The following is a 20,524-nucleotide window of genomic DNA, read 5'->3' on the forward strand; positions in this document are numbered from 1 at the left end:
TTTATGCATAAGTTAGTCTTCGGATATATAGTTTATATTATTTTTTCAAATCATCAAAGAAGAAGGAGGTAGTTTTATGAAAAAAGCATTAATTATTTGTGCAGGAGGAATGTCTTCTTCTGTAATTGCAAAAAAGGTAACGAAAGAATTGAAAAATATGGGAAATGATATTGAAGTGACTGCAACATCCCAGTCTCAAGGAACAACAACAATTAATAAAGATGAATTTGAATTATATCTAGTAAGCCCGCAAACTAAAATGTTTTTTGCTAGTTTAGAAAAAGCGGCCAGTAAATACGGCAAACCTGCTATTAATATACCCCCGCAAGCATACATTCCTGTACCCACGGGGATACAAAAATTAGCTCAATTAATTACAGAGAATATTGAATAAGGATTGATTACTATGTTGAGTAAACGGGAATTTCAAATTTTAAAATTGCTTGTAGAACAAATAGGTCATTACTTAACTAGTCAAGATATTGCATTATCTCTTGAAGTCTCTGGCCGCACAGTTCGAAAATACTTACATTTGTTGGAAGATACATTAAAAAAAGAACAAGTTGCAGAAATAAAAGCAAAACAAGGAAGTGGTTATAAAATAATTATTCGTGATAAAAAGAAATTCAGTAATTTCTGTTTACGGGAGATTGAACAAGAAGCAAAAGCACAGGTTTTAGGTAACGTATCCATAGCAAATGATAGACAATATTATATTTTGAATCGTTTGTTCTTTGAACAAAGTAATATCTATGTTGATGATATTGCTGAGGAATTATTTGTCTCTCGCTCAACAATTTCTAACGAATTAGCGGAAATAAAAAGATTGTTATCTCCTTATGATATTGAGTTGCAGAGTAAGAATAATCAAGGAATTTATATCGTTGGGCAAGAGAAAAACATACGTCATTTTATAATGAGTTTCTTTTTTATGGACCGCTTACAAGATAATATGTTTGCATTTTCTATTTACTCAAATTTATTACAAGGAATTAATATTGAGGGAATTGTAATGATTGTTTTGGACGAATGTCGTAAATCGGGGCTCAAGTTATCTGATTTTATTGTTTATAATTTGGTTTTACATATCGGTTTGGCGATAAAAAGAATTCATGATGGATTTGAAATTGATGTATCTTTGGAGTCTTATTTAGATTTTAACTCTATCGAATACAAAACAGCTCTTAAAATAATTTCTCGGATTGAAGAATCTGATCAAATACATTTTCCCAAACAAGAAGCAGAATTTATTACTATGCATTTAAAAAGTCGCGTGACAGGGCGATCTGCTCTTCACAAAGAATATTTTGATGAAGTTGAAATAAGAGAACAACTGTTAAGATCCTTAGTAGAAATTGATCAAATAGGCGCTTTTGACTTGACTAAAGATGAAATACTCATTGAAGGATTGATGGTTCATTTCTTACCATTACTGACACGTCTTCAGAATCAGATAAAAATAGAGAATCCTTTAACCAGTGAAATCAAAAGTCAATATGCAGATTTATTCACTCTCACTGTTAAACAGCTTTCACAAATGCCGATTTTTACAAAATATGAAATAACAGACAGTGAATGGGCGTATATAGTTATTCATGTCATTGCAGCAGTGGAGCGATTTTATAATCATAGAAAAGCCAGAGTCATAGTTATTTGTACGACAGGACTTGGGAGCGCACAACTGATTCGAAATCGCTTAGAGCGAGAATTCGGGAGTAAAATATCGATTGAAAAAGTTATTAGTTACTATGAAGTTGCTAATCAAGATTTATCTAAAATTGATTTAATTATTTCTTCAATTAATTTAGGAAATATCACACTTAATCGTCCTATTCTTGAAGTTAGTGTTTTCTTGAATAAGGAGGATATACAAAAAATCAACCAGGCATTAGCTGATTTAAAAATTATGGAGCAGAAAACGGCAATCACTAATGTTATCCAAGAAGATATTTCAGAGAAAATTGTTCTGTTGAAAAAATGTTTTAAGCCAGAATTATTCTATTGCTTAACAGGAAAACCAGATAAAGAACAAGTTTTATCGAAATTAGTTCATGGTATTGAATCAATCGAAAATAGATCAATTGCTGAAATATTTTTCAAACAAATAAAATTGCGAGAATCGTATAGTTCGGTAGTATTTTCAAATTATTTGGCTGTTCCTCACCCGATTGAAGCTGTCACTAATAAAGCCTATGTAGCAGTTGCTGTTGTTCCTGAAGGTGTGATTTGGGATGGGAAATATGATGGAATTCAGCTGGTCTTTCTGCTGTCACCAGATAAGTTGCAGCAATTTGAGATAGAAAAGGTGAGTCAGCTTTTGATTTTGATTATGGAAGATGACCAACTGCGAAAGCAATTAAGTCAATGTGAAAGTTTTGAGAGTTTCATCGATACGTTTATTAGAGGAATAGAAAAATCTAATAATTAAGGGGAAAAAAATGGACAATGAAAAATTACAAGAAATTGCCTTTAAAATCATTTTAAGCAGTGGAGATGCAAGAACGCTAATACATGAAGCATTTAAAGCAATGCGAGAAAAAAATTTTAAGATGGCTCATCAATATATTGATGACGTGAACGAGGCTTTAATTGAGGCTCACAAGGTTCAAACGAGTCTCTTACAAAAATATGCAGAAGGTAAAAAAATTGAATTAGAAATAATTATGGTACACGCTCAAGATCATTTAATGACTACAATGACGTTAAAAGAGGTAGCGATAGAAATGTTATACCTTTACAAAGAAGTAGCGGAGAAATGAGGTGTGACGATGGAGGAGCAAAAAATTCAATATCAAAAGAAAAAAATGATGCTTAAGAATTTTAGATTTAATCGTTTTTTACTTTTGAGGTATGTTTTGGCGCTGTTTTTCTTTTCAAATTTATATTGGGGATTAGCATTGTTTATGTCCAATCGGGTGTATTCATTAGTACCTTTTGGATTGTTAATATTTTCAATATTAGCAATTGTTGAACACGCTAAATTATATGGCTTTATTTCAGATAAGTTACACAATCAATTGGACAATCATTTACGATATCAAAAAATTCAAATATTGATTAATGTTATCCTGATTATTACACTACCTTTAAAAAAAATTCAATCGCAATTATTTCCATTTATGAATAGCAGCTTTTCTGTGAAAATTACTTTATGGTTGGTTTTTTTTGTTGGGATCACGCTATCTGTGATTGTGATCCAAATGATAAATAAAATATATACCCAAAAAGATAAGTATTATAAATATATTCAAATTATTGAAAAAAATAATGTATAGAAGGAGTGTGAAATCATTATGGAAGATTCAAGTAATAAGTTTTTTAGCTTTTTTGAAAAAACTTTGATGGAACCAATGGGGAAATTGGCACAATTCAAAATTGTTCGAGCTATCATGGGTGCCGGATTAAGTGCAATTCCTTTCACAATTGTTGGGTCAATGTTTTTGGTCTTTAATATTTTACCATTGACTTTTCCTTCTTTAGAAGGAATATTTAATGCAACATTTTTTAAAATCAGTGATTTATATATGCTAGCTAATAGTGCGACAATGGGCATATTAAGTTTGTACTTTTGTGTGGCTTTAGGCTATGAGTATACTAAAATTATTGCTGAAGAAGAAGAATTAAATATGACACCGATCAGTGGTGCCTTATTAGCGATGTTTGCTTTCTTTTTATCAATTCCACAACTGATAAATGACGGAGGACAAATTACTCGCTTAACGAATATAGATGATTTGATTATCAATGGTTGGGCGATGGGGAATGATGGTGTTACTCGATTAGGTACTATTGGTATTTTCACGGGAATTGTCATGGCTGTTATTGCTGTTCAATTGTATCGATTATGTGTGACGAAGAACTGGGTAATTAAAATGCCAGATTCAGTTCCAGAAGGTGTTACTCGTGCCTTCACGGCGCTAATTCCAGCTTTTGTAGTAGCTTTTGTTGTTTTAATAATTATTGGGATTTTAACTGTTTTTAATACAGATATCTTCCAAATGATAGCGATACCATTTAGTTTTGTAACAAAATTAACTAATAGTTGGTTAGGTATAATTGCTATTTATTTTTTAGTCCACGCATTATGGTTAGTAGGAATTCATGGGGCTAATATAATTTTCCCGTTAATTTCACCAATTCTTTTAAGTAACTTATCGGCTAATACAGAAGGAGCACATATTCCACTAGCTGGAGAATTTAACAACGCTTTTGTAACTATAGGAGGATCAGGTGCAACCCTCGGTTTATGTTTATTTTTGGTATATATGGCAAAGTCTGAACAACTAAAAGTTTTAGGGAAAGCCTCACTAGTTCCTGTGTTTTTCAATATTAATGAGCCTTTGATTTTTGGTATTCCATTAATCTATAATCTGTATTTAGCTATTCCATTTTTCTTAGCACCCATGGCATCCGCTAGCATTGGATATTTTGCTATAAAATTTGAAATGATTCAACCAATTATTGCAAACATGCCTTGGCCATCCCCTGTTGGTATTGGTGCATTTATTAGTACTGGAGGAGATTGGAAAGCTGCTGTTGTAGCGCTCATTTGTGCATTAGTTGCATTTTTGATTTATTTACCTTTTGCCCGTTTCTATGATCAAAAATTAGTGAAACAAGAAAAAAGAGAAATGTAATGTAAATCGATATTATTCAACACAATGAATAATATTATTATGAATAGGAATGAAAAATATGAATAGAAAACTAAAAAGAATTATTGTTGCCTCACTTTTTACAGGAATATTGGTGGGAACGGAAACAACAAATTTTTTGACTATTAATCAAGAGACGGCTCAAGCCGCAGTTATTGGTGGCAATATCAATGAAAAAACAATATTAACTACTGATTTTCAGCAGATTAAAAATATTGGTGCAAATTATGGACAATTCGTAGTAGAAAATTCAGCACTTGCAGAGTTTCAATTATTATTGAAAGGAAATAAAACGGCAGCTATTAAGATTCCTGATGAATTAAAAGGATATGTTTCACTAACAGCTGATGCACAAGTGACAGTTCAAATGGGACTCGATTTATCAGAAAATGTAAAATTGATAAAGGATCTGCTGACTGAGTCAAATAAGGCATTAGTGACTTTATCACAACTAATTGATGATCAATCTTTACTTGGATTTAGCATTAATGCAGAGGAGGTTTATACAGCATTAGATGCTGTAAATCAGTTAGTGAATGTAGATTTGGTCCAATCTTCTTCAAAAGTTGTAATCAGTGATGATGGAGCAGTTCTGAATGCAGAGTTCAATGAAGCAACAATAAAATTGTTAGCTACTAAAGTTTATGAAATTGTTTCCCACTTGAAGTCGGCAATTAGTACTTTTGAAATGCAGGGGGCATCTAGACCTGTGTTAGTTCCTGTAATAAATATTGCACTATTACCTGTAAAAATGATTGTAAATGCTTATTTGGATCAATTTCCTAATCAGATAAATATGGTGCCTGAATTTGTGAAATTGCTAGGTGATGCGGCAATTTTAAAATCTTCTAAAATAATTTTCCCTGTAAGTTTAAATCTCGACAAAAATTGGTTTAAAAATAATGCACCAAATGGACTTGTAACTGAAGTCTTTGCCTCAATAGATGAATCTAATCTAATTTCAATCAATCTTTTTGAGAAGCAGGGAAATAATATCATACCACTAGTTTTTTCTGATATTATTGCTCCAAACGTTCCAATTGTTAGTAATATTAATGCTGAAAAAGATGGATTTTCTTTTGACATAACTGCTGAATCAGGTTCTATTATTACTGTCTACAATAACGAAGATACGATACTTACAAGTTCAAATTCTGTCCCGGGAACAGCGGATGGTAAAACTGCAGGAAAAATTTCCTTGGATGTAAAAGCAGATCCCGGAAGTAAATTGGTTGTGAAAGCAACAGATAAATCAGGAAATGAAAGTATGCCGTTAGAATTTTATTTACCAACTAAATCTGATAAAAATATTCCTTTATATCGTGCATATAATCCAAACTCAGGGGAGCATCTATATACAAAAGATAAAACTGAGTTAAACGATTTAATATCGAATGGTTGGATGGATGAAGATATCGCATGGATAACACCTTCTGAAGGTGTTATTGTGTATCGTTCATATAACCCAAATTCAGGAGAGCACTTTTACACAAAAGATTTAGATGAATTTGAGAGAATTATAGAACAAGGTTGGGAAAATGAAGGGATTGGTTTTTATTCAAACATTGACAAAGACCAAAATAATTCTATTTATCGAGTATTTAATCCTAATGCTAGTGGTCCTGGATCACATCACTTTACTAGTTCTATAGAAGAGAGGAACAATCTTATACTAAGGGGGTGGACTGACGAAAAAGAAGCGTTTTATAGTATTATCGAAAATTAATTTTCAGTTATTATTATAAAAAGTAGATATAAATAATTATATTTATAAATTAATGTGTTTCAATGGAGTTAATGGTGATAATGATAGATCAATATATTTTTAAATGAAAAATATTACTTCCCTTAATTTTTAGATCAGTGTTAATCCAAAAATTTTTTTGGATAAAAGTTGATTTTAGCAACGAGTCAAATTCTACCTTTGTAATTCTTTAAAATATGATTGAATCATTTATTATTGATTAACTTTTGAGAATAAATTCTAGCAATTAATTTTGTTAGAGGAGGCTGTAGACAAATTTTTGTCTGCAGCCTTTTCATTTATTGGTCCTAAAAAGCCGAGTTTCGTATGGACTTTGCTTAAAATAAAAAAACATATGCTGTGCAGGTAGAAACCATTGGTTATACAAAAAATATCATTCTTACAACTCAAATATTATACGACATACAAAATGGATGAGTGAATATCACATTATTTTTACTTCAAGATTAGACCGAAAATAATTTACAATTAATTGAGAAAAAAACTAAAATAATAAAAAAGATATATCCCAATTTTACACAAATGCTCATGATCTGAAGAATTGATATAAGTGTCGTTTTTAAATAATTTAAAAATTTGTTATTCTAATTCAATTAGTTTCAATTCTTCAATATTTAAAAAATGTTGTGCCGCGTATGCAACACCACCGTAAAGAACGGGATTCCATTCGATGGGGCTATTTATTATTTTGATATTCTTAGAAAATCGATTGGTTAAGTGTTCGTTGATCAAAGTAATCATATCCGGAATCTTTTTGGTTAAAGCACTATTGAAGATTACCAACTGCGGGGCGTACATCATTATCACATTATTTACTCCTACAGCTAAAAGAGAGGCATACTTTTGAACAAGAAGTCTAACTTCCTCGTCATTACTATCATATAAATCTTTCATGATTTCAGAATTTACTATGTCTAGATTTTTAATTTCCTTCGTTTCATCATAAATCTTTTTTGTTGAACAGTATTGATCAAAACAACCTCGGTTTCCACATGGACACTGACGCCCCTCGGGAAATAAAATCATGTGCCCAATTTCTCCGGCATTCCCATTATTACCAACCTCTAAGCGACCTCTTTTAACAATTCCAGCACCAATTCCTCTATGTAAGCTAATTGAAATTAAACTTTCAAAGTCAGATGAAAAAGTGTACTCTCCTAAAGCCGATAAATTTGCTTCATTCTCAATATAAATAGGAAATGAATACTTACTATTTAATATATCGTAAAGATCAATATTACTTAAATCATAGTAAGGAGTAAAAATAAGCTTGTTTTTAAAAACTTGGCCCTGTATACCGATAGTCATACCTACAATTCCGTGCGGTGTTTTAGGTAAATTTGCTTCAAATTGAACAACAATTTCATCGATAATTGTCTGTATATTTTCAGAAGTAACTAACAGATTTTTTCTCTGAACTCTACCAACTTCACTGCCATCTACATAAGTTAAGATAGCATCCACATAATTAAAGCCTAAATCTATAGCAATTAATAAAGCAGACTTTTTGTTAAAAGTAAGAAGAATGGGTTTTCTGCCACCTAAAGTGGAGGCTTCTCCCGTACCTACTTCATGAATGAGATGTTCATCAATTAGTTTTTTTGTGATAGAAGAAACAGATGCCTTATTTAACGCTGAAATTTCAGATAGACTTGCGCGAGAAATTTTTTTGTTTTTTATAATGTAATTTAAAATGTTAGCTTCATTCTGTTCTCGAATCGTATATTTACTGGATATCATTTTAAATAAACTCCTTTATTTTCGATAATTCTATTATACTTTTTTTGAAAGCGGTTGACATTTATTTTTAAATGTTTTATAGTTTCCTTGTAAGTTAGTTTATCGTACTAACTAACTAAAATCAAGTACATCAACTATGAGAAATTGGAGGTAGCAAGATGAGTTTTTTCCCAAATGTAAAACAAGTGCAATATGAAGGTGTAAATAGTAAAAATAAGTACGCATTTCGCCATTACAATCCCGATGAAATTATTTTAGGGAAAACAATGAAAGCGCATTTAAGATTTGCTGTAGCTTATTGGCATACTATGACACAGGATGGATCAGATCCTTTTGGTGATGCAATTAACATACGTGACTGGCAAGCAGATTCACCTATGGAAGTTGCCAAGAAGAGAGTAGATGCTTTTTTTGAAATTTTAGAAAAATTAGATGTTGACTATTTCTGTTTTCATGATGTCGATATTGCACCTCAAGGAGATTCTTTAGAGGAATTTTTCCAGAATGTTGATACAATTACGGATTTAATTAAAGAGAAAATGGATCAAACTGGAAAAAAACTTTTATGGAATACCGCTAATATGTTTTCGCATCCACACTTTACAAACGGTGCTGGCTCAACTAACAATGCCGAAGTTTATGCAATCGCGGCAGCGCAAGTAAAAAAAGGAATTGATATAAGTAAAAAACTTAATGGAGCAAACTATGTATTCTGGGGTGGCAGAGAAGGTTACGAGTCATTACTTAATACAGATATGAAGTTTGAGCAGGAGAATATCGCACGACTATTCAAAATGTCAGTTGCCTATGCGGAAAAAATTGGATATAAACCACAGTTTTTAATTGAGCCAAAACCAAAAGAGCCTTCAAAACATCAATATGATTTTGATGCTGCTACAACGATGGCTTTCATTCAAAAATATCATTTAGAAAATGATTTTAAGTTAAATCTTGAAGCCAACCACGCAACGTTAGCAGGACATACCTTTGAGCATGAGTTAAATGTTGCACGGGTGTATGAGGCGCTGGGTTCGATTGATGCAAATCAAGGAGATTTGCTACTAGGCTGGGATACAGATGAATTTCCGACTAATATTTATGACACGACATTAACGATGTATGAGTTATTAGAAAACGGTGGAATTGCACCTGGCGGTATTAACTTTGATGCAAAAGTAAGACGTTCATCATTTGAAATGGAAGATTTATTATTAGCTCATATAGCTGGTATGGACACATATGCTAGAGGACTAAAAGCCGCTGCTAGACTAAAATCAGATGGCTTCTTTAATCAATTGAAGGCAGAACGCTATCAAAGCTTCAAATCAGATTTAGGAAAAAGTATTTTGGCAGACAAGGAGAGTCTGGACAGTCTAGCGGAATATGCAATGAAACACGATACGGTCAACTTAGAGTCAGGTCATCTTGAATATGTGAAGTCATTATTAAATGACTATTTAGTATAGGTGAAATTATGGAGTATGTTTTAGGAATAGATTTAGGAACCAGCAGTTTAAAAGGAATTGTAATGAATCAGGAGGGTAGTGTTGAAGAGACAGCCTCGACAAACTATGTCACATTTCATCCGCAATCTGGTTTTAGCGAACAAGACCCCAAAGTCTGGATAGAAGCTTTCCATGAAGTTTTAACGGAATTGTTGGCAAAGAAACCGGCTCTAAAGGAAAATCTTGTTGGTATAAGTTTTTCGGGACAAATGCATAGTTTAGTCGTACTAGATGAACAGAATCAGGTACTAAGAAATGCTATCTTGTGGAATGATGTCCGTACGACAGAACAAACACAAAAAATTACTGAATATTTTGGTGATGAGCTATTAAAAATCACTAAAAATATTGCTTTAGAAGGATTTACATTACCCAAAATACTTTGGATTCAGGAACATGAACCAGATGCTTGGCTAAAAGTCAGACATTTATTGTTACCGAAGGACTATTTAAATTATCACCTTACTGACAAAATAACGACAGATTATTCTGATGTAGCGGGAACATTATTGTTAGATATGCAAAAAAAAGAATGGTCTACAGAAATACTAAAAGAATTTAATATTCCAAGGGAGTACCTACCAGATTTAAAAGAGTCTAATGATCAAACTGGAATACTTAACCATGAGATAAAACAAAAATATGGATTTGAAAGAGAGATAAAGGTATTTGCCGGAGGTGCTGACAATGCATGTGGTGCCGCTGCCTCAGGAATTTTTGACGAAGAAATGGCCATGTTAAGTATTGGAACTTCTGGGGTATTCTTATCGTTTGAAAAAAATGTTACTTCAGATTACAACGGCAAACTACATTTATTTAGTCATGTATTTAAAAATGGGTATTATTCGATGGGTGTCACTTTGGCAGCAGGAGATAGTTTAAGTTGGTATAAAAATACTTTTGCAATAGACAGTACTTTTGATGAGTTAATTAGTGAAATTCCAACAAGTTCTGAAGGATTATATTTTACTCCTTATATTTCTGGAGAACGTACACCCTATGCTGATAGTAAGATTCGTGGGAGCTTTATTGGGATAGATACTAGACACCAAAGAGGGCATTTCACAAGAGCAGTATTGGAAGGAATTGTCTATTCATTAAAGGACATACAAGTATTAATGAGAAATGTTAGTAAGAAATCTTTCACTAAAATAGTATCTGTTGGTGGAGGAGCTAAAAGTTCCTCGTGGTTACAAATTCAAGCGGATATTTTAAATATCCCGATTGTCTGTTTGAAAACCGAGATGGGCCCTGGATTTGGTGCTGCAATGATAGCTGCAGTTGGTATAGGCTGGTACGACAGTATTATCGATTGCGGAGAAAAAATAATTGAATATACAGAACCTATTTATCCAATTGAAGAAAATGTAAAGAGATATAAAAAATTATATTCTATTTATCAACAAATTTATCCGGCAACTCGTTCAATTTGTCATATGAGTAGAAATTAGTAGCAGGAAGAAGTGATGATGTGATTAGAGTAGAAAAGGACTATTTTGAGAGTCGATTTGATAATGAATTATTGATTGTGGAAGCATGGGGGAAAGATTCCCTAAGAGTTCGCTCATTTGCTGATCAGAATGATTTTGAAGAAAATTTTGCTTTATTAGAAAAACCAGACAGTAATATTAACGAAATTGAGATAAAACAGTCCGAGCATTCCGTTGAAATCATAAATGGTAAAATTCGTGGGAAACTAGATCATCGAAATCGTTTAATTTTTTATAATGACAAAAACGAGATCTTATTGAAAGAATATATTCGCTTAAGGGCTGTTAAACATGATGATGGTGCGGAAGATGCGGGAACTGTTGAAGTAACATCAGATTTTAATTCAACTTTAAAATTAAGTTCTCGAGAGTACAAAGCTAATCAGGGTGGGGACTTTAAAGTCACTACGAGATTTGAGTCTGAACCAAAGGAAAAAATATTTGGCATGGGTCAATACCAACACAGTTTTTTAGATCTGAAAAACACGATTTTAGAATTGGCTCAAAGAAACTCACAAATTTCTATTCCCTTTTATATTTCTAGTTTAGGATATGGATTTTTATGGAATAATCCTGGAATTGGTGAGGTTAATTTTGCAAAGAATTTAACCGAGTGGAAAATGTTTGGGACTCACTTTATTGATTATTGGATCACTTGTGGAGAAGAGCCGAAAGAAATTCTGCAAAAATACGCGAATGTTACTGGTAAAGCACCTAAAATGCCTAATCATTTATTAGGACTTTGGCAAAGTAAATTAAGATACCGAACACCAGATGAAGTATTGGAAGTTGTCAAGAAATATCAAGATAGGGGCATTCAGTTATCTTCAATCGCGATAGATTATTTCCATTGGCCAAAACAAGGAGAGTATCGTTTTGATTATGATTATTGGCCAGATCCTAGTGGTTTAGTAAAAGAATTAAAAGAGAATTATCATGTGGAACCCTTAATTTCGATTTGGCCTACTGTTCAAAATGATGCCGAGAACTACAATCATTATTTAGAAAATGGTTATTTGGTTCAAGTGAATCGTGGTGTCCGCATGACTATGCAAATACAAGGAAGCACAATTTTTGTCGATATGACAAACCCAGATGCGCGTGATTATATTGCCGGTTTAATCGAGCAAAATTATAAAAAATTTGGAATTAACTATTTTTGGTTAGATGTAGCTGAACCAGGTTACGCCGTTTATGATTTTGATAATTTTCGATATAAAAAAGGCACTGATTTACAGTGTGGGAATATGTATCCAATCGATTATTTGAAAATGATTAGTCAGGTGAATTCAAATCAAGATTCTCCTGTAACACTTGTTCGTGGAGGTTGGGCTGGTGCACAAAAATATGGTGCCTTACTATGGTCTGGAGATATTGACTCTAGTTTTGAAGCTTTTAAAAACCAGGTGAATACTGGACTAAATGTCGGGATGGCAGGAATTCCATGGTGGACAACCGATATCGGGGGATTTCATGGAGGAAATCCTAAAAATGAAGAATTTCGAGAATTACTGGTTCGTTGGTTTCAATATGCGACTTTCTCGCCAGTTTTACGAATGCATGGTGACCGCCTGCCTCATAGTAAACCACTTTCTGAAAGTGGTGGTGGGTCTATGGTTACAGGTGCACCCAATGAAATTTGGTCTTATGGATCTGAAGTAGAAGATATTTTGACGAAATATATTCATATGAGGGAGAAATTAAAACCATACATTGAGTTATTGATGACAGAAGCACATGAAACAGGTGATCCGTTAATGAGACCTTTGTTTTATGAATTTCCAAGTGATGAAAGGTCATGGGAAGCAGAAGATACTTATTTATTCGGGCCTGATATTTTAGTATCTCCAATAATGAAATATGAACAAAGAACTGCAAAAATTTATTTACCAAAAGGTATAGAATGGATTAATTTGTGGTCAAACGAAATATATGAGGGAGGGTCAGAAATAGAAATGACCGCAAACCTCGAGGAAATACCATTGTTTTTAAGGGCTGACAAAAGTGAACAGTTTACAGAATTAATTAAGTTTGCAAGGGAGGAAGAATAATGGAAGCGAATTTTTTTCAGATAGTTTTAATTGTTTTATATGGTTTTTTTATTAATTTTGAAAAGAACTCTACAATGTTTGGCACTTATCAACCAGTAACAGCAGGTTTTATTACTGGTTTAATTTTAGGGGATGTAACAACAGGTCTTTATATTGGCGGAACCTTACAATTACTTTCATTAGGAATTAGTAACTTTGGTGGAGCATCAATTCCAGATTATCAAACAGCCAGTATTGTAGCAACATTTATTACAATCACTACTGGACAAGAAGCATCTGTAGGTATTTCTATCGGAATTCCAGTAGCTTTGTTAATGGTTCAATTAGATGTTATTAGAAACACAATTGGAATTTGGTTGGTTCACCGCGCTGAAAATGGTGCAAAAAATGGTGACTATAGTTACATCACAAAAATGCAAATGCTAGGAGTTTTTTTAACAGCGGCAACAACCGGGATTCCTGTAGCATTGGCGGTTATTTTTGGTCCTTCATTAATTAATACCATTTTAAATTACACACCAGAATGGTTAACTACAGGGTTAAGTGTTGCAGGCGGTTTATTACCAGCTGTCGGGATAGGTTTGTTACTAAGATATTTACCTGTGAAAGAATACTTTAGTTATTTAGTCATTGGTTTTGTATTAGCTGTTTATATGAACGTTCCTTTATTAGGTGTAGCATTAGTTGGCGGTGCAGTAGCTTTGATTATTTATAAAAAAAACAGTGCTAATGCTGAGCTTGCAACTTCTGCAGTAGGAGGTATGGATGAAGATGAATAATATTTCAAATGTAGATGAGAAGACAAAAAAAAGTGTATTATGGCGTTGGTTTTTTACAAGTTCAGTTTCATCAAACTATGAAAAAATGCAAGCATTAGCATATTGTTACGCTGTGTTGCCTTTTTTGAAACAAGCATATAAAGATAAACCAGAAGCTTTGCAAAATGCTGTATTAAATCATTTGCAGTTTTTTAATACAAATCCCTGGGTTGCCCCTTATATTTTGGGAATTAATGTGGCAATGGAAGAAAACGCTGACGAAAATACCGAGGAAGCCGTGACTTCAATTAAAACTGGTTTGATGGGTCCTGTCGCAGGGTTAGGAGATAGCCTATTTGTAGTTATTCCTTGGACAATTTTTGGTGCGATTGCTGCAAATATGGCTCTTGACGGAAGCCCTGTAGGTATATTCTTATGGATTGCAGTAAGTATTGCTTTGAAAATGTTAAGTATTCCATTGTTTAATGCAGGATACACTTCCGGTACAAAATTGATTTCGACAATTGAAAAAAGCTTGAAACGTTTAACTGAAAGTACATCTATTTTAGGATTAATGGTAGTGGGTGCTTTAATTCCTTCTGTGGTGAAAGCAAATATTGCTTTAAACTTTAAGCAAGGTGACTTCACAATGAAAGGGCAAGAAATTTTAGATCAAATTATGCCTGGATTAGTTCCAGCATTATTAGTTGGTATTGTTTTTTGGGCGTTGAAAAAAAATGTAAAACCAATTTATTTAATACTAGGTGTGATGGTAGTAGCAGTTATTTTGGCAGCTTTGGGTATTTTAGAATAGAAAGGACTTGTGTAGTTTGGAAATGAAGGGAATTAATAATATTCGTATAGATGATCGTTTAATTCATGGGCAAGTTGCAACTATGTGGAGTAACAAATTGGGTGTAACTAGAATTATGGTGGTGAACAATGCAGTTGCCAATAATGATGTACAAAAAAAAGTATTAAGAATGGCTGTTCCGGCTGGAATTGCTTCGTCAATTATTACAAGTGAAACAGCACTAAAAAATATTATTGCTGACAAATATGAAGGACAGAATGTCTTGTTAATCGTTAAATCACCTATTGATTTATTACCATTTGAAGAAGCCGGTTTGGATTTGGGAGTTGTGAACGTAGGAAATATGTCAAATCGGAAAGATACAGAAGTATTGCGACCTAATATCAGTGTAACATCAGAGGAAAGAGCAGCCTTTGAAAAATTACTGTCGGATGGTGTTGAATTTACGACAATTATGACACCTGACGACAAAAAAACCTATTTGAAAGATATCTTGTAGGTATGCTTATGAATAAAAATATTATATTAATGAGTCACGGAAAAATGGCTGAAGAAACTTTAAATTCAGCAAAGATGATAGTCGGTGATATGTTAGATTATCCTGTAGTTTCAATGGCGTCACAAGATGGTATTGAGGGAACTATAGAAAAATTGAACCAAGCTCTAAAAAAATATGAACGAAGTACAGAAATTTTAGTCATTGTTGATTTACTTGGTGGAACTCCTGGTAATGCAGCTCTTTTGAAAGCACATGAAGATCCACGAATTAGTGTATTGACAGGATTAAACTTAGCAATGCTTTTAGAAAGTATCTCTTTACCACCAGAAAATTTGGCTGATAATTTGAAAGAAATCGGACAAAATAGTATTCAAATTCCGTCAGATAATAAACTTAATGAAGACGATGAATAATGAATTTGAGATGTGATTAACTTTGTAAAACTCCTATTATATGATTATGGACGAATCGTTCGCTATGATCTATTAAAGGAGTTTTTTATTAAGACAAATGGAAAAATATGAAATATTATAGATTAATAAATTTAACTAAGATTATTAAAGAAAAAGTACTAGTATTTGGAAAAAATCATAGAAAGAAATAGACACTCTAATCTTGTTTCTATTTTCATAATACATTTTTAGGAATCGTAACCGTTATTTTTTTAATGAGGGTGTTTTTTGAGAGTGTTACGAAAAAGTATCTGAAAATTCAATTGCAAGTAGATAAAAAAGAGTCTTTAGAGCCTTAATTTCACCCAAAGTCATATGAAAATCACATCTCAGAAATCAGTTAGAATGCTGCTTATATTAAATTTGATTTATGTAAAATCAAAGGTGAAATCCTAATACTTCATCGCGATGGAAATCTTATGAGAATGACTGCTCAAATTAGATAAATCAAAGATTATAATTATAGTAATTTAAAGCACCAATTAAATTCGGGAGAATATCTGAGCCAGATTCAATTTCTTGGTTAGTTCAATAGTTGAAGACATGAGTATTGAATCTTTATTTTATCTTATTTTTCATGATCATTGAAACTCATATAAATCGATCTTATAACAAACAAGGATTTTGACTATAACATTATCAACCAACTATACTTCAATCACTGAGGGAGATAATAAACTTAGCGTGATTGAAAATTAGGAGGAATAGATATGTTATCAGGACAAAATTTATTAAACAATCCATTTTTGAATAAAGGAACTGCTTTTACAAAAGAAGAAAGAGCTAAATATGGAATAACTGGCATGTTACCAAGTACAGTTCAAACTTTAGAGCAACAATCTGTTCAAGCCTACGGACAATATTTGAGTAAAGCGACTGATTTAGAAAAAAGAATCTTTTTAATGAATGTATTTAATACAAATCGAACATTGTTTTATAAATTAATGGGACAACATTTAGTTGAATTTATGCCAGTGGTTTATGATCCAGTTGTTGCTGATGCAATTGAACAATATAATGAAATTTTCTTAAAACCGCAGGATGCAGCATTTCTTTCGATTGACGATCCTGAAAATATTCAAGCGAGCTTAAAAAATGCAGCTGCAGGTCGGGGTATTCGTTTAATTGTGGTGACTGATGCAGAAGGTATTTTAGGTATGGGCGACTGGGGTGTTAATGGAGTTGATATTGCAATTGGGAAATTAATGGTTTACACAGCGGCAGCTGGTATCAATCCGGCACAAGTTTTACCAGTCTCAATTGACGCTGGTACGAACAATCAAGAGTTAATCGATAATCCATTGTATCTAGGCAATCGTCATGCAAGAGTGACTGGCGATAAGTATTATCAATTTATTGATCAATTTGTTAATGCGGCTGAAACATTATTTCCTGAATTATTATTGCACTGGGAAGATTTTGGTCGGGGAAATGCAGCAACTATTTTAGAAAAATACCAAGATAAAATCACTACGTTTAATGATGACATTCAAGGAACTGGGATTGTTGTTTTAGCTGGTGTGTTAGGTGGATTGAATATTTCAGGTGAAAAATTAGCTGATCAAAGAATCCTAACTTTTGGCGCAGGAACTGCTGGTGTGGGAATTGCCAATATTATTTTAGACGAAATGGTTCGGCAAGGAACACCGATTGAAGAAGCTCGTCAACGTTTCTATCAAGTAGACAAACAAGGATTATTGTTTGAAGATACAGAAGGCTTAACTCTTGGACAAGTTCCATTTGCTAGAAATCGTGATGAATTTACTAATGCTGATGAACTAACCAATTTAGAGGCTGTAGTAAAATCAATTAAACCAACCATCATGATTGGTACATCTACACAACCCGGTGCATTTACCGAAACGATCATTAAAGAAATGGCTGCAAACACAGCGCGTCCAATCATTATGCCCTTATCAAATCCAACCAAATTAGCAGAAGCAAAAGCAGCTGATATTATTGAATGGACAGATGGTAAAGCATTAATTGGAACAGGAATTCCTGCAGGCGATGTTGAATATAAAGGAGTCACTTATCAAATAGGACAAGCCAATAATGCTTTAATGTATCCTGGTTTAGGTTTAGGACTAATTGCGTCAACTGCAACTCGTGTAAACGCAGAAATTATTTCTCAAGCCAGTCGTGCTTTAGGTGGAATCGTAGATATAACCCAACCTGGAGCTGCTGTTTTGCCACCTGTTGCAAAAATTACAGATTTTTCACAAATTATTGCAGAAGTTGTTACTAAATCTGTTGTAGAGCAAGGATTAAATCGCGAAGAAATTAGTGATATTGAAGGAACAGTTAAAGCTGCTAAATGGTATCCAGAATATCAAGACTTAGAAACAAGCAAGGAAGCAAAATTAATTAAATAAAAAAAACAGTAAGTTGATCAATTTCAACTTACTGTTTTTGTATTTGATTGAGGAACTTTATTTCATTTTTTCTACAAACCAATCAATAACTTTTTCTTCATAATTGGAGGTGGCTGCTTCTTTGTCAATAATAACTTTTCTCGTCTCAAGATTTATTTTAACAGCCAATTTACCCCAGATAAAAAGAGAAGTTTCATTTTTGGAATTTTTGATGCGATATTTCTCGATAATTGGTGAATTAGTGCTGCAACATCCATAATTTTTAGCTATTCGTCGACTTTTGATAACAGCTTCTCCATTTTTTTGTGCTTCTTCGTATAGTTGGTCTAATTCTTGATCGATTCCTAACATTGACTGTCAGCTCTTTTCTGAATGATTTCTACCATATAATTTTAACAGATTTTTGGCAATTCAGAAATTTATAGCGATTGAATGATTAGAAATTTATTGTTTACATAAAAAAGCCTCCAGTTCTCACTGAAGACTTTCGATTTAAAAATTATTTAACTCCGTAGAAGGCGATTCCTTCATCAATCCAGCCATTACTGTGGATGAAATCTTGTTCAGCGGCTGAAGCAGTGTATAAATGAGAGCCAGCGCCACGTGCATTTGGATTAAAGCTACGGTAAATAGGTGTACCTTCGTTTACATCAGAGTAGAAGGCAATACCTTCCTTAGCCCAACCTTCCTTAGCCACTGAATTATATTCTTTCTCATTCATCGTGTAGAAATGTTCACCAGAGTTAGGGTTGTATAGGCGATATACAGGTGTGCCAGTTTCAGCTGTTTGCCAAGCAGTACCTTCGTCGACCCAGCCAAGATTTACAATATAATCGAACTCAGCTTTGCTTCCAGTATAAAAATGTTCACCGGAATTAGGATTATATGCACGATATAAAGGAAGTCCTTGCATAACTGGAGCTTCTAAATTAATTGAGATATTTTTTTCGGCAATCAGATTGTTTTGATCAACCGCTCGACTTAGCGGATTTGTTGAACCATAAACTTTTATCGTTGCATTATATTCTCCTGGATTCGCTTTTAAAGCAGCTAATAGTTCTGCATCGGTTTTTCCGGCAGCAGCGCCATCTAAATCGACCTCATAAAAATACTTGTTACTTTCTAAAGTTTCAGTTGGTAACAAAGCAACATTTCCAGCAGTACCGTTATTAGACCAAGGGGCACCTTCGGAAGAACCCAAAATTAATCGCGTTAACATGCCATCTCCGCCAAAGTCTTCAAAAGGAATGATTTTGTTGACACCAGCTGTAAATGGGCCAGGGAAATTTGCACTAGAAAGATATTCGCCGGGAACTTTAACACTATCCTTTGTATTTTCAGCTACGGTATTTTGAATACTTTGATCAATATTTACAGTTGCCATTTTAGTTGCTACAATATCTGTTGTTCCAACAGTATAAACATTGATTGTTGCATTATATTGCCCAGGATTTTCTTGAAGTGCTTTAATTAATTCAGCCCCCATTAAACCTTCAGCAGCGCCATCAAGTGTGACCTGATAAGTATATTGATCAGCTTGGAAATCAGCAGCTGGTAGTAAAGCAGCATTTCCAGCAGTGCCATTATCAGACCAAGGAGCACTGTCTGAAGAATTCAATAGTAATCTAGTCAACATACCATCACCACCGAAGTCTTCAAATGGGATCGTTTCATTGACACCAGCAGTAAATGGTCCAGGGTTAACAGCATTTGTAATTGCACTGGTAGATACATCGATAGAGTCTTTTATATTAGTATCTAGTTGCTGTTGAAGATTATTGGTACCGATATTTAATGTAACATTTTTTGTAGCAACTTCGGTTGGATTACCTGTCTCAAATACTCTGACAGTTGCGTTATATGAAGTTGCTGTGCTAGTTTGTAGCGCTTGAATTAACGGTTCTCCTGTTAATCCTGCAGCTTCACCATCTAAATCTACTTGATAAGTATAAGTACCATTTTGTAGATCAGCGACAGGGGGTAATGCAGTATTCATGCCAGTACCATTGTTTGACCAAGGTGCACCATCTGAAGATTTCAGCAATAATCTAGTCAACATACCATCGCCACCAAATTCTTCAAAAGGAATTGATGAATTTACTCCAGCAAGGAAAGGACCAGTGCCGTTTGAATATGCACTGTCAATTATAGTTTTTGGAACATATAGAGAGTCTTTAATATTATTATCAATCGCTTGTTGTACATCACCAGTTTCAATAGCAGTCACTACGGGTGCTGTCTCAGCGTTAGCAGATGATGAACTGTGGATTACCGCGAAACCACTTGTACCTAATACAGCTAATGAAATTAGTGAAATAGCGATTCTTTTTTGTTTTGTCTTTGATAAAGCCCTTGTTTGCTTATTTAACAAATTATATTTTTTCCCACTCATTTTTATTCCTCCAATATTTTCTTGACTT

17 protein-coding genes are annotated in these 20,524 nt (G+C 33.4%); 14 read left to right on the forward strand and 3 right to left on the reverse strand.

The features are described 5' to 3' along the window. The first annotated feature begins 76 nt into the window (after positions 1-76). From KUA55_RS05350 to KUA55_RS05375, 6 genes are read left to right on the forward strand one after another with little or no spacing between them, the layout of a single operon-like run. Complete coding sequence (locus KUA55_RS05350; protein WP_218325151.1) at positions 77-394, forward strand: PTS cellobiose transporter subunit IIB; 318 nt, start codon at positions 77-79, stop codon at positions 392-394. Positions 395-406: 12 nt separating this feature from the next. Further along, positions 407-2,428, forward strand: a complete 2,022-nt coding sequence (locus KUA55_RS05355; RefSeq protein ID WP_218325152.1) for a BglG family transcription antiterminator — start codon at positions 407-409, stop codon at positions 2,426-2,428. Positions 2,429-2,438: 10 nt separating this feature from the next. Then, complete coding sequence (locus tag KUA55_RS05360; RefSeq protein WP_218325153.1) at positions 2,439-2,759, forward strand: PTS cellobiose transporter subunit IIA; 321 nt, start codon at positions 2,439-2,441, stop codon at positions 2,757-2,759. 9 nt (positions 2,760-2,768) lie between these two features. Beyond that, entirely contained in the window at positions 2,769-3,275 is a 507-nt protein-coding gene (locus tag KUA55_RS05365) for a hypothetical protein (protein WP_218325154.1), read from the forward strand. An 18-nt stretch (positions 3,276-3,293) separates the two neighbouring features. Further along, positions 3,294-4,637, forward strand: a complete 1,344-nt coding sequence (gene celB, locus KUA55_RS05370; RefSeq protein ID WP_218325155.1) for a PTS cellobiose transporter subunit IIC — start codon at positions 3,294-3,296, stop codon at positions 4,635-4,637. Positions 4,638-4,695: 58 nt separating this feature from the next. After that, entirely contained in the window at positions 4,696-6,381 is a 1,686-nt protein-coding gene (locus KUA55_RS05375; RefSeq protein WP_218325156.1) for an adhesive domain-containing protein, read from the forward strand. A 618-nt stretch (positions 6,382-6,999) separates the two neighbouring features. On the opposite strand, the gene KUA55_RS05380 is transcribed toward KUA55_RS05375, so the two are convergent. After that, entirely contained in the window at positions 7,000-8,160 is a 1,161-nt protein-coding gene (locus KUA55_RS05380) for an ROK family transcriptional regulator (RefSeq protein WP_218325157.1), read from the reverse strand. A gap of 158 nt (positions 8,161-8,318) precedes the next feature. On the opposite strand from KUA55_RS05380, the gene xylA reads away from it, so the two are divergent. The 8 genes from xylA (at position 8,319) to KUA55_RS05420 (ending at position 18,104) form a co-directional block, all read left to right on the forward strand. After that, positions 8,319-9,626, forward strand: a complete 1,308-nt coding sequence (xylA, locus tag KUA55_RS05385; RefSeq protein WP_218325158.1) for a xylose isomerase — start codon at positions 8,319-8,321, stop codon at positions 9,624-9,626. 8 nt (positions 9,627-9,634) lie between these two features. After that, entirely contained in the window at positions 9,635-11,116 is a 1,482-nt protein-coding gene (xylB, locus tag KUA55_RS05390; protein WP_218325159.1) for a xylulokinase, read from the forward strand. A 20-nt stretch (positions 11,117-11,136) separates the two neighbouring features. Next, positions 11,137-13,206 carry a glycoside hydrolase family 31 protein gene (locus tag KUA55_RS05395; protein WP_218325160.1) on the forward strand — a complete coding sequence of 690 codons (2,070 nt, stop codon included), beginning with the start codon at positions 11,137-11,139 and terminating at the stop codon, positions 13,204-13,206. Beyond that, the gene (locus KUA55_RS05400; RefSeq protein WP_218325161.1) at positions 13,206-13,985 is read left to right on the forward strand and encodes a PTS mannose/fructose/sorbose/N-acetylgalactosamine transporter subunit IIC; all 780 of its coding nucleotides are present in this window, start codon (positions 13,206-13,208) and stop codon (positions 13,983-13,985) included. The genes KUA55_RS05395 and KUA55_RS05400 overlap by 1 nt, the downstream gene beginning before the upstream one ends. Then, the gene (locus KUA55_RS05405; protein ID WP_218325162.1) at positions 13,972-14,778 is read left to right on the forward strand and encodes a PTS system mannose/fructose/sorbose family transporter subunit IID; all 807 of its coding nucleotides are present in this window, start codon (positions 13,972-13,974) and stop codon (positions 14,776-14,778) included. The genes KUA55_RS05400 and KUA55_RS05405 overlap by 14 nt, the downstream gene beginning before the upstream one ends. Before the next feature lie 16 nt (positions 14,779-14,794). After that, entirely contained in the window at positions 14,795-15,277 is a 483-nt protein-coding gene (locus KUA55_RS05410) for a PTS sugar transporter subunit IIB (RefSeq protein ID WP_218325163.1), read from the forward strand. 8 nt (positions 15,278-15,285) lie between these two features. Beyond that, positions 15,286-15,690 carry a PTS sugar transporter subunit IIA gene (locus KUA55_RS05415; RefSeq protein ID WP_218325164.1) on the forward strand — a complete coding sequence of 135 codons (405 nt, stop codon included), beginning with the start codon at positions 15,286-15,288 and terminating at the stop codon, positions 15,688-15,690. A 749-nt stretch (positions 15,691-16,439) separates the two neighbouring features. Then, positions 16,440-18,104: a malolactic enzyme gene (locus tag KUA55_RS05420; RefSeq protein WP_218325165.1), complete on the forward strand. Its 1,665-nt coding sequence runs from the start codon at positions 16,440-16,442 to the stop codon at positions 18,102-18,104. A gap of 57 nt (positions 18,105-18,161) precedes the next feature. On the opposite strand, the gene KUA55_RS05425 is transcribed toward KUA55_RS05420, so the two are convergent. Both KUA55_RS05425 and KUA55_RS05430 read right to left on the reverse strand, forming a co-directional pair. Beyond that, positions 18,162-18,455, reverse strand: a complete 294-nt coding sequence (locus KUA55_RS05425) for a hypothetical protein (RefSeq protein WP_218325166.1) — start codon at positions 18,453-18,455, stop codon at positions 18,162-18,164. A gap of 148 nt (positions 18,456-18,603) precedes the next feature. Next, the gene (locus KUA55_RS05430; RefSeq protein WP_218325167.1) at positions 18,604-20,496 is read right to left on the reverse strand and encodes an SSURE domain-containing protein; all 1,893 of its coding nucleotides are present in this window, start codon (positions 20,494-20,496) and stop codon (positions 18,604-18,606) included. Positions 20,497-20,524 lie beyond the last annotated feature (28 nt).

This window comes from Enterococcus alishanensis (assembly GCF_019218635.1).
Taxonomy (GTDB): domain Bacteria; phylum Bacillota; class Bacilli; order Lactobacillales; family Enterococcaceae; genus Enterococcus_A; species Enterococcus_A alishanensis.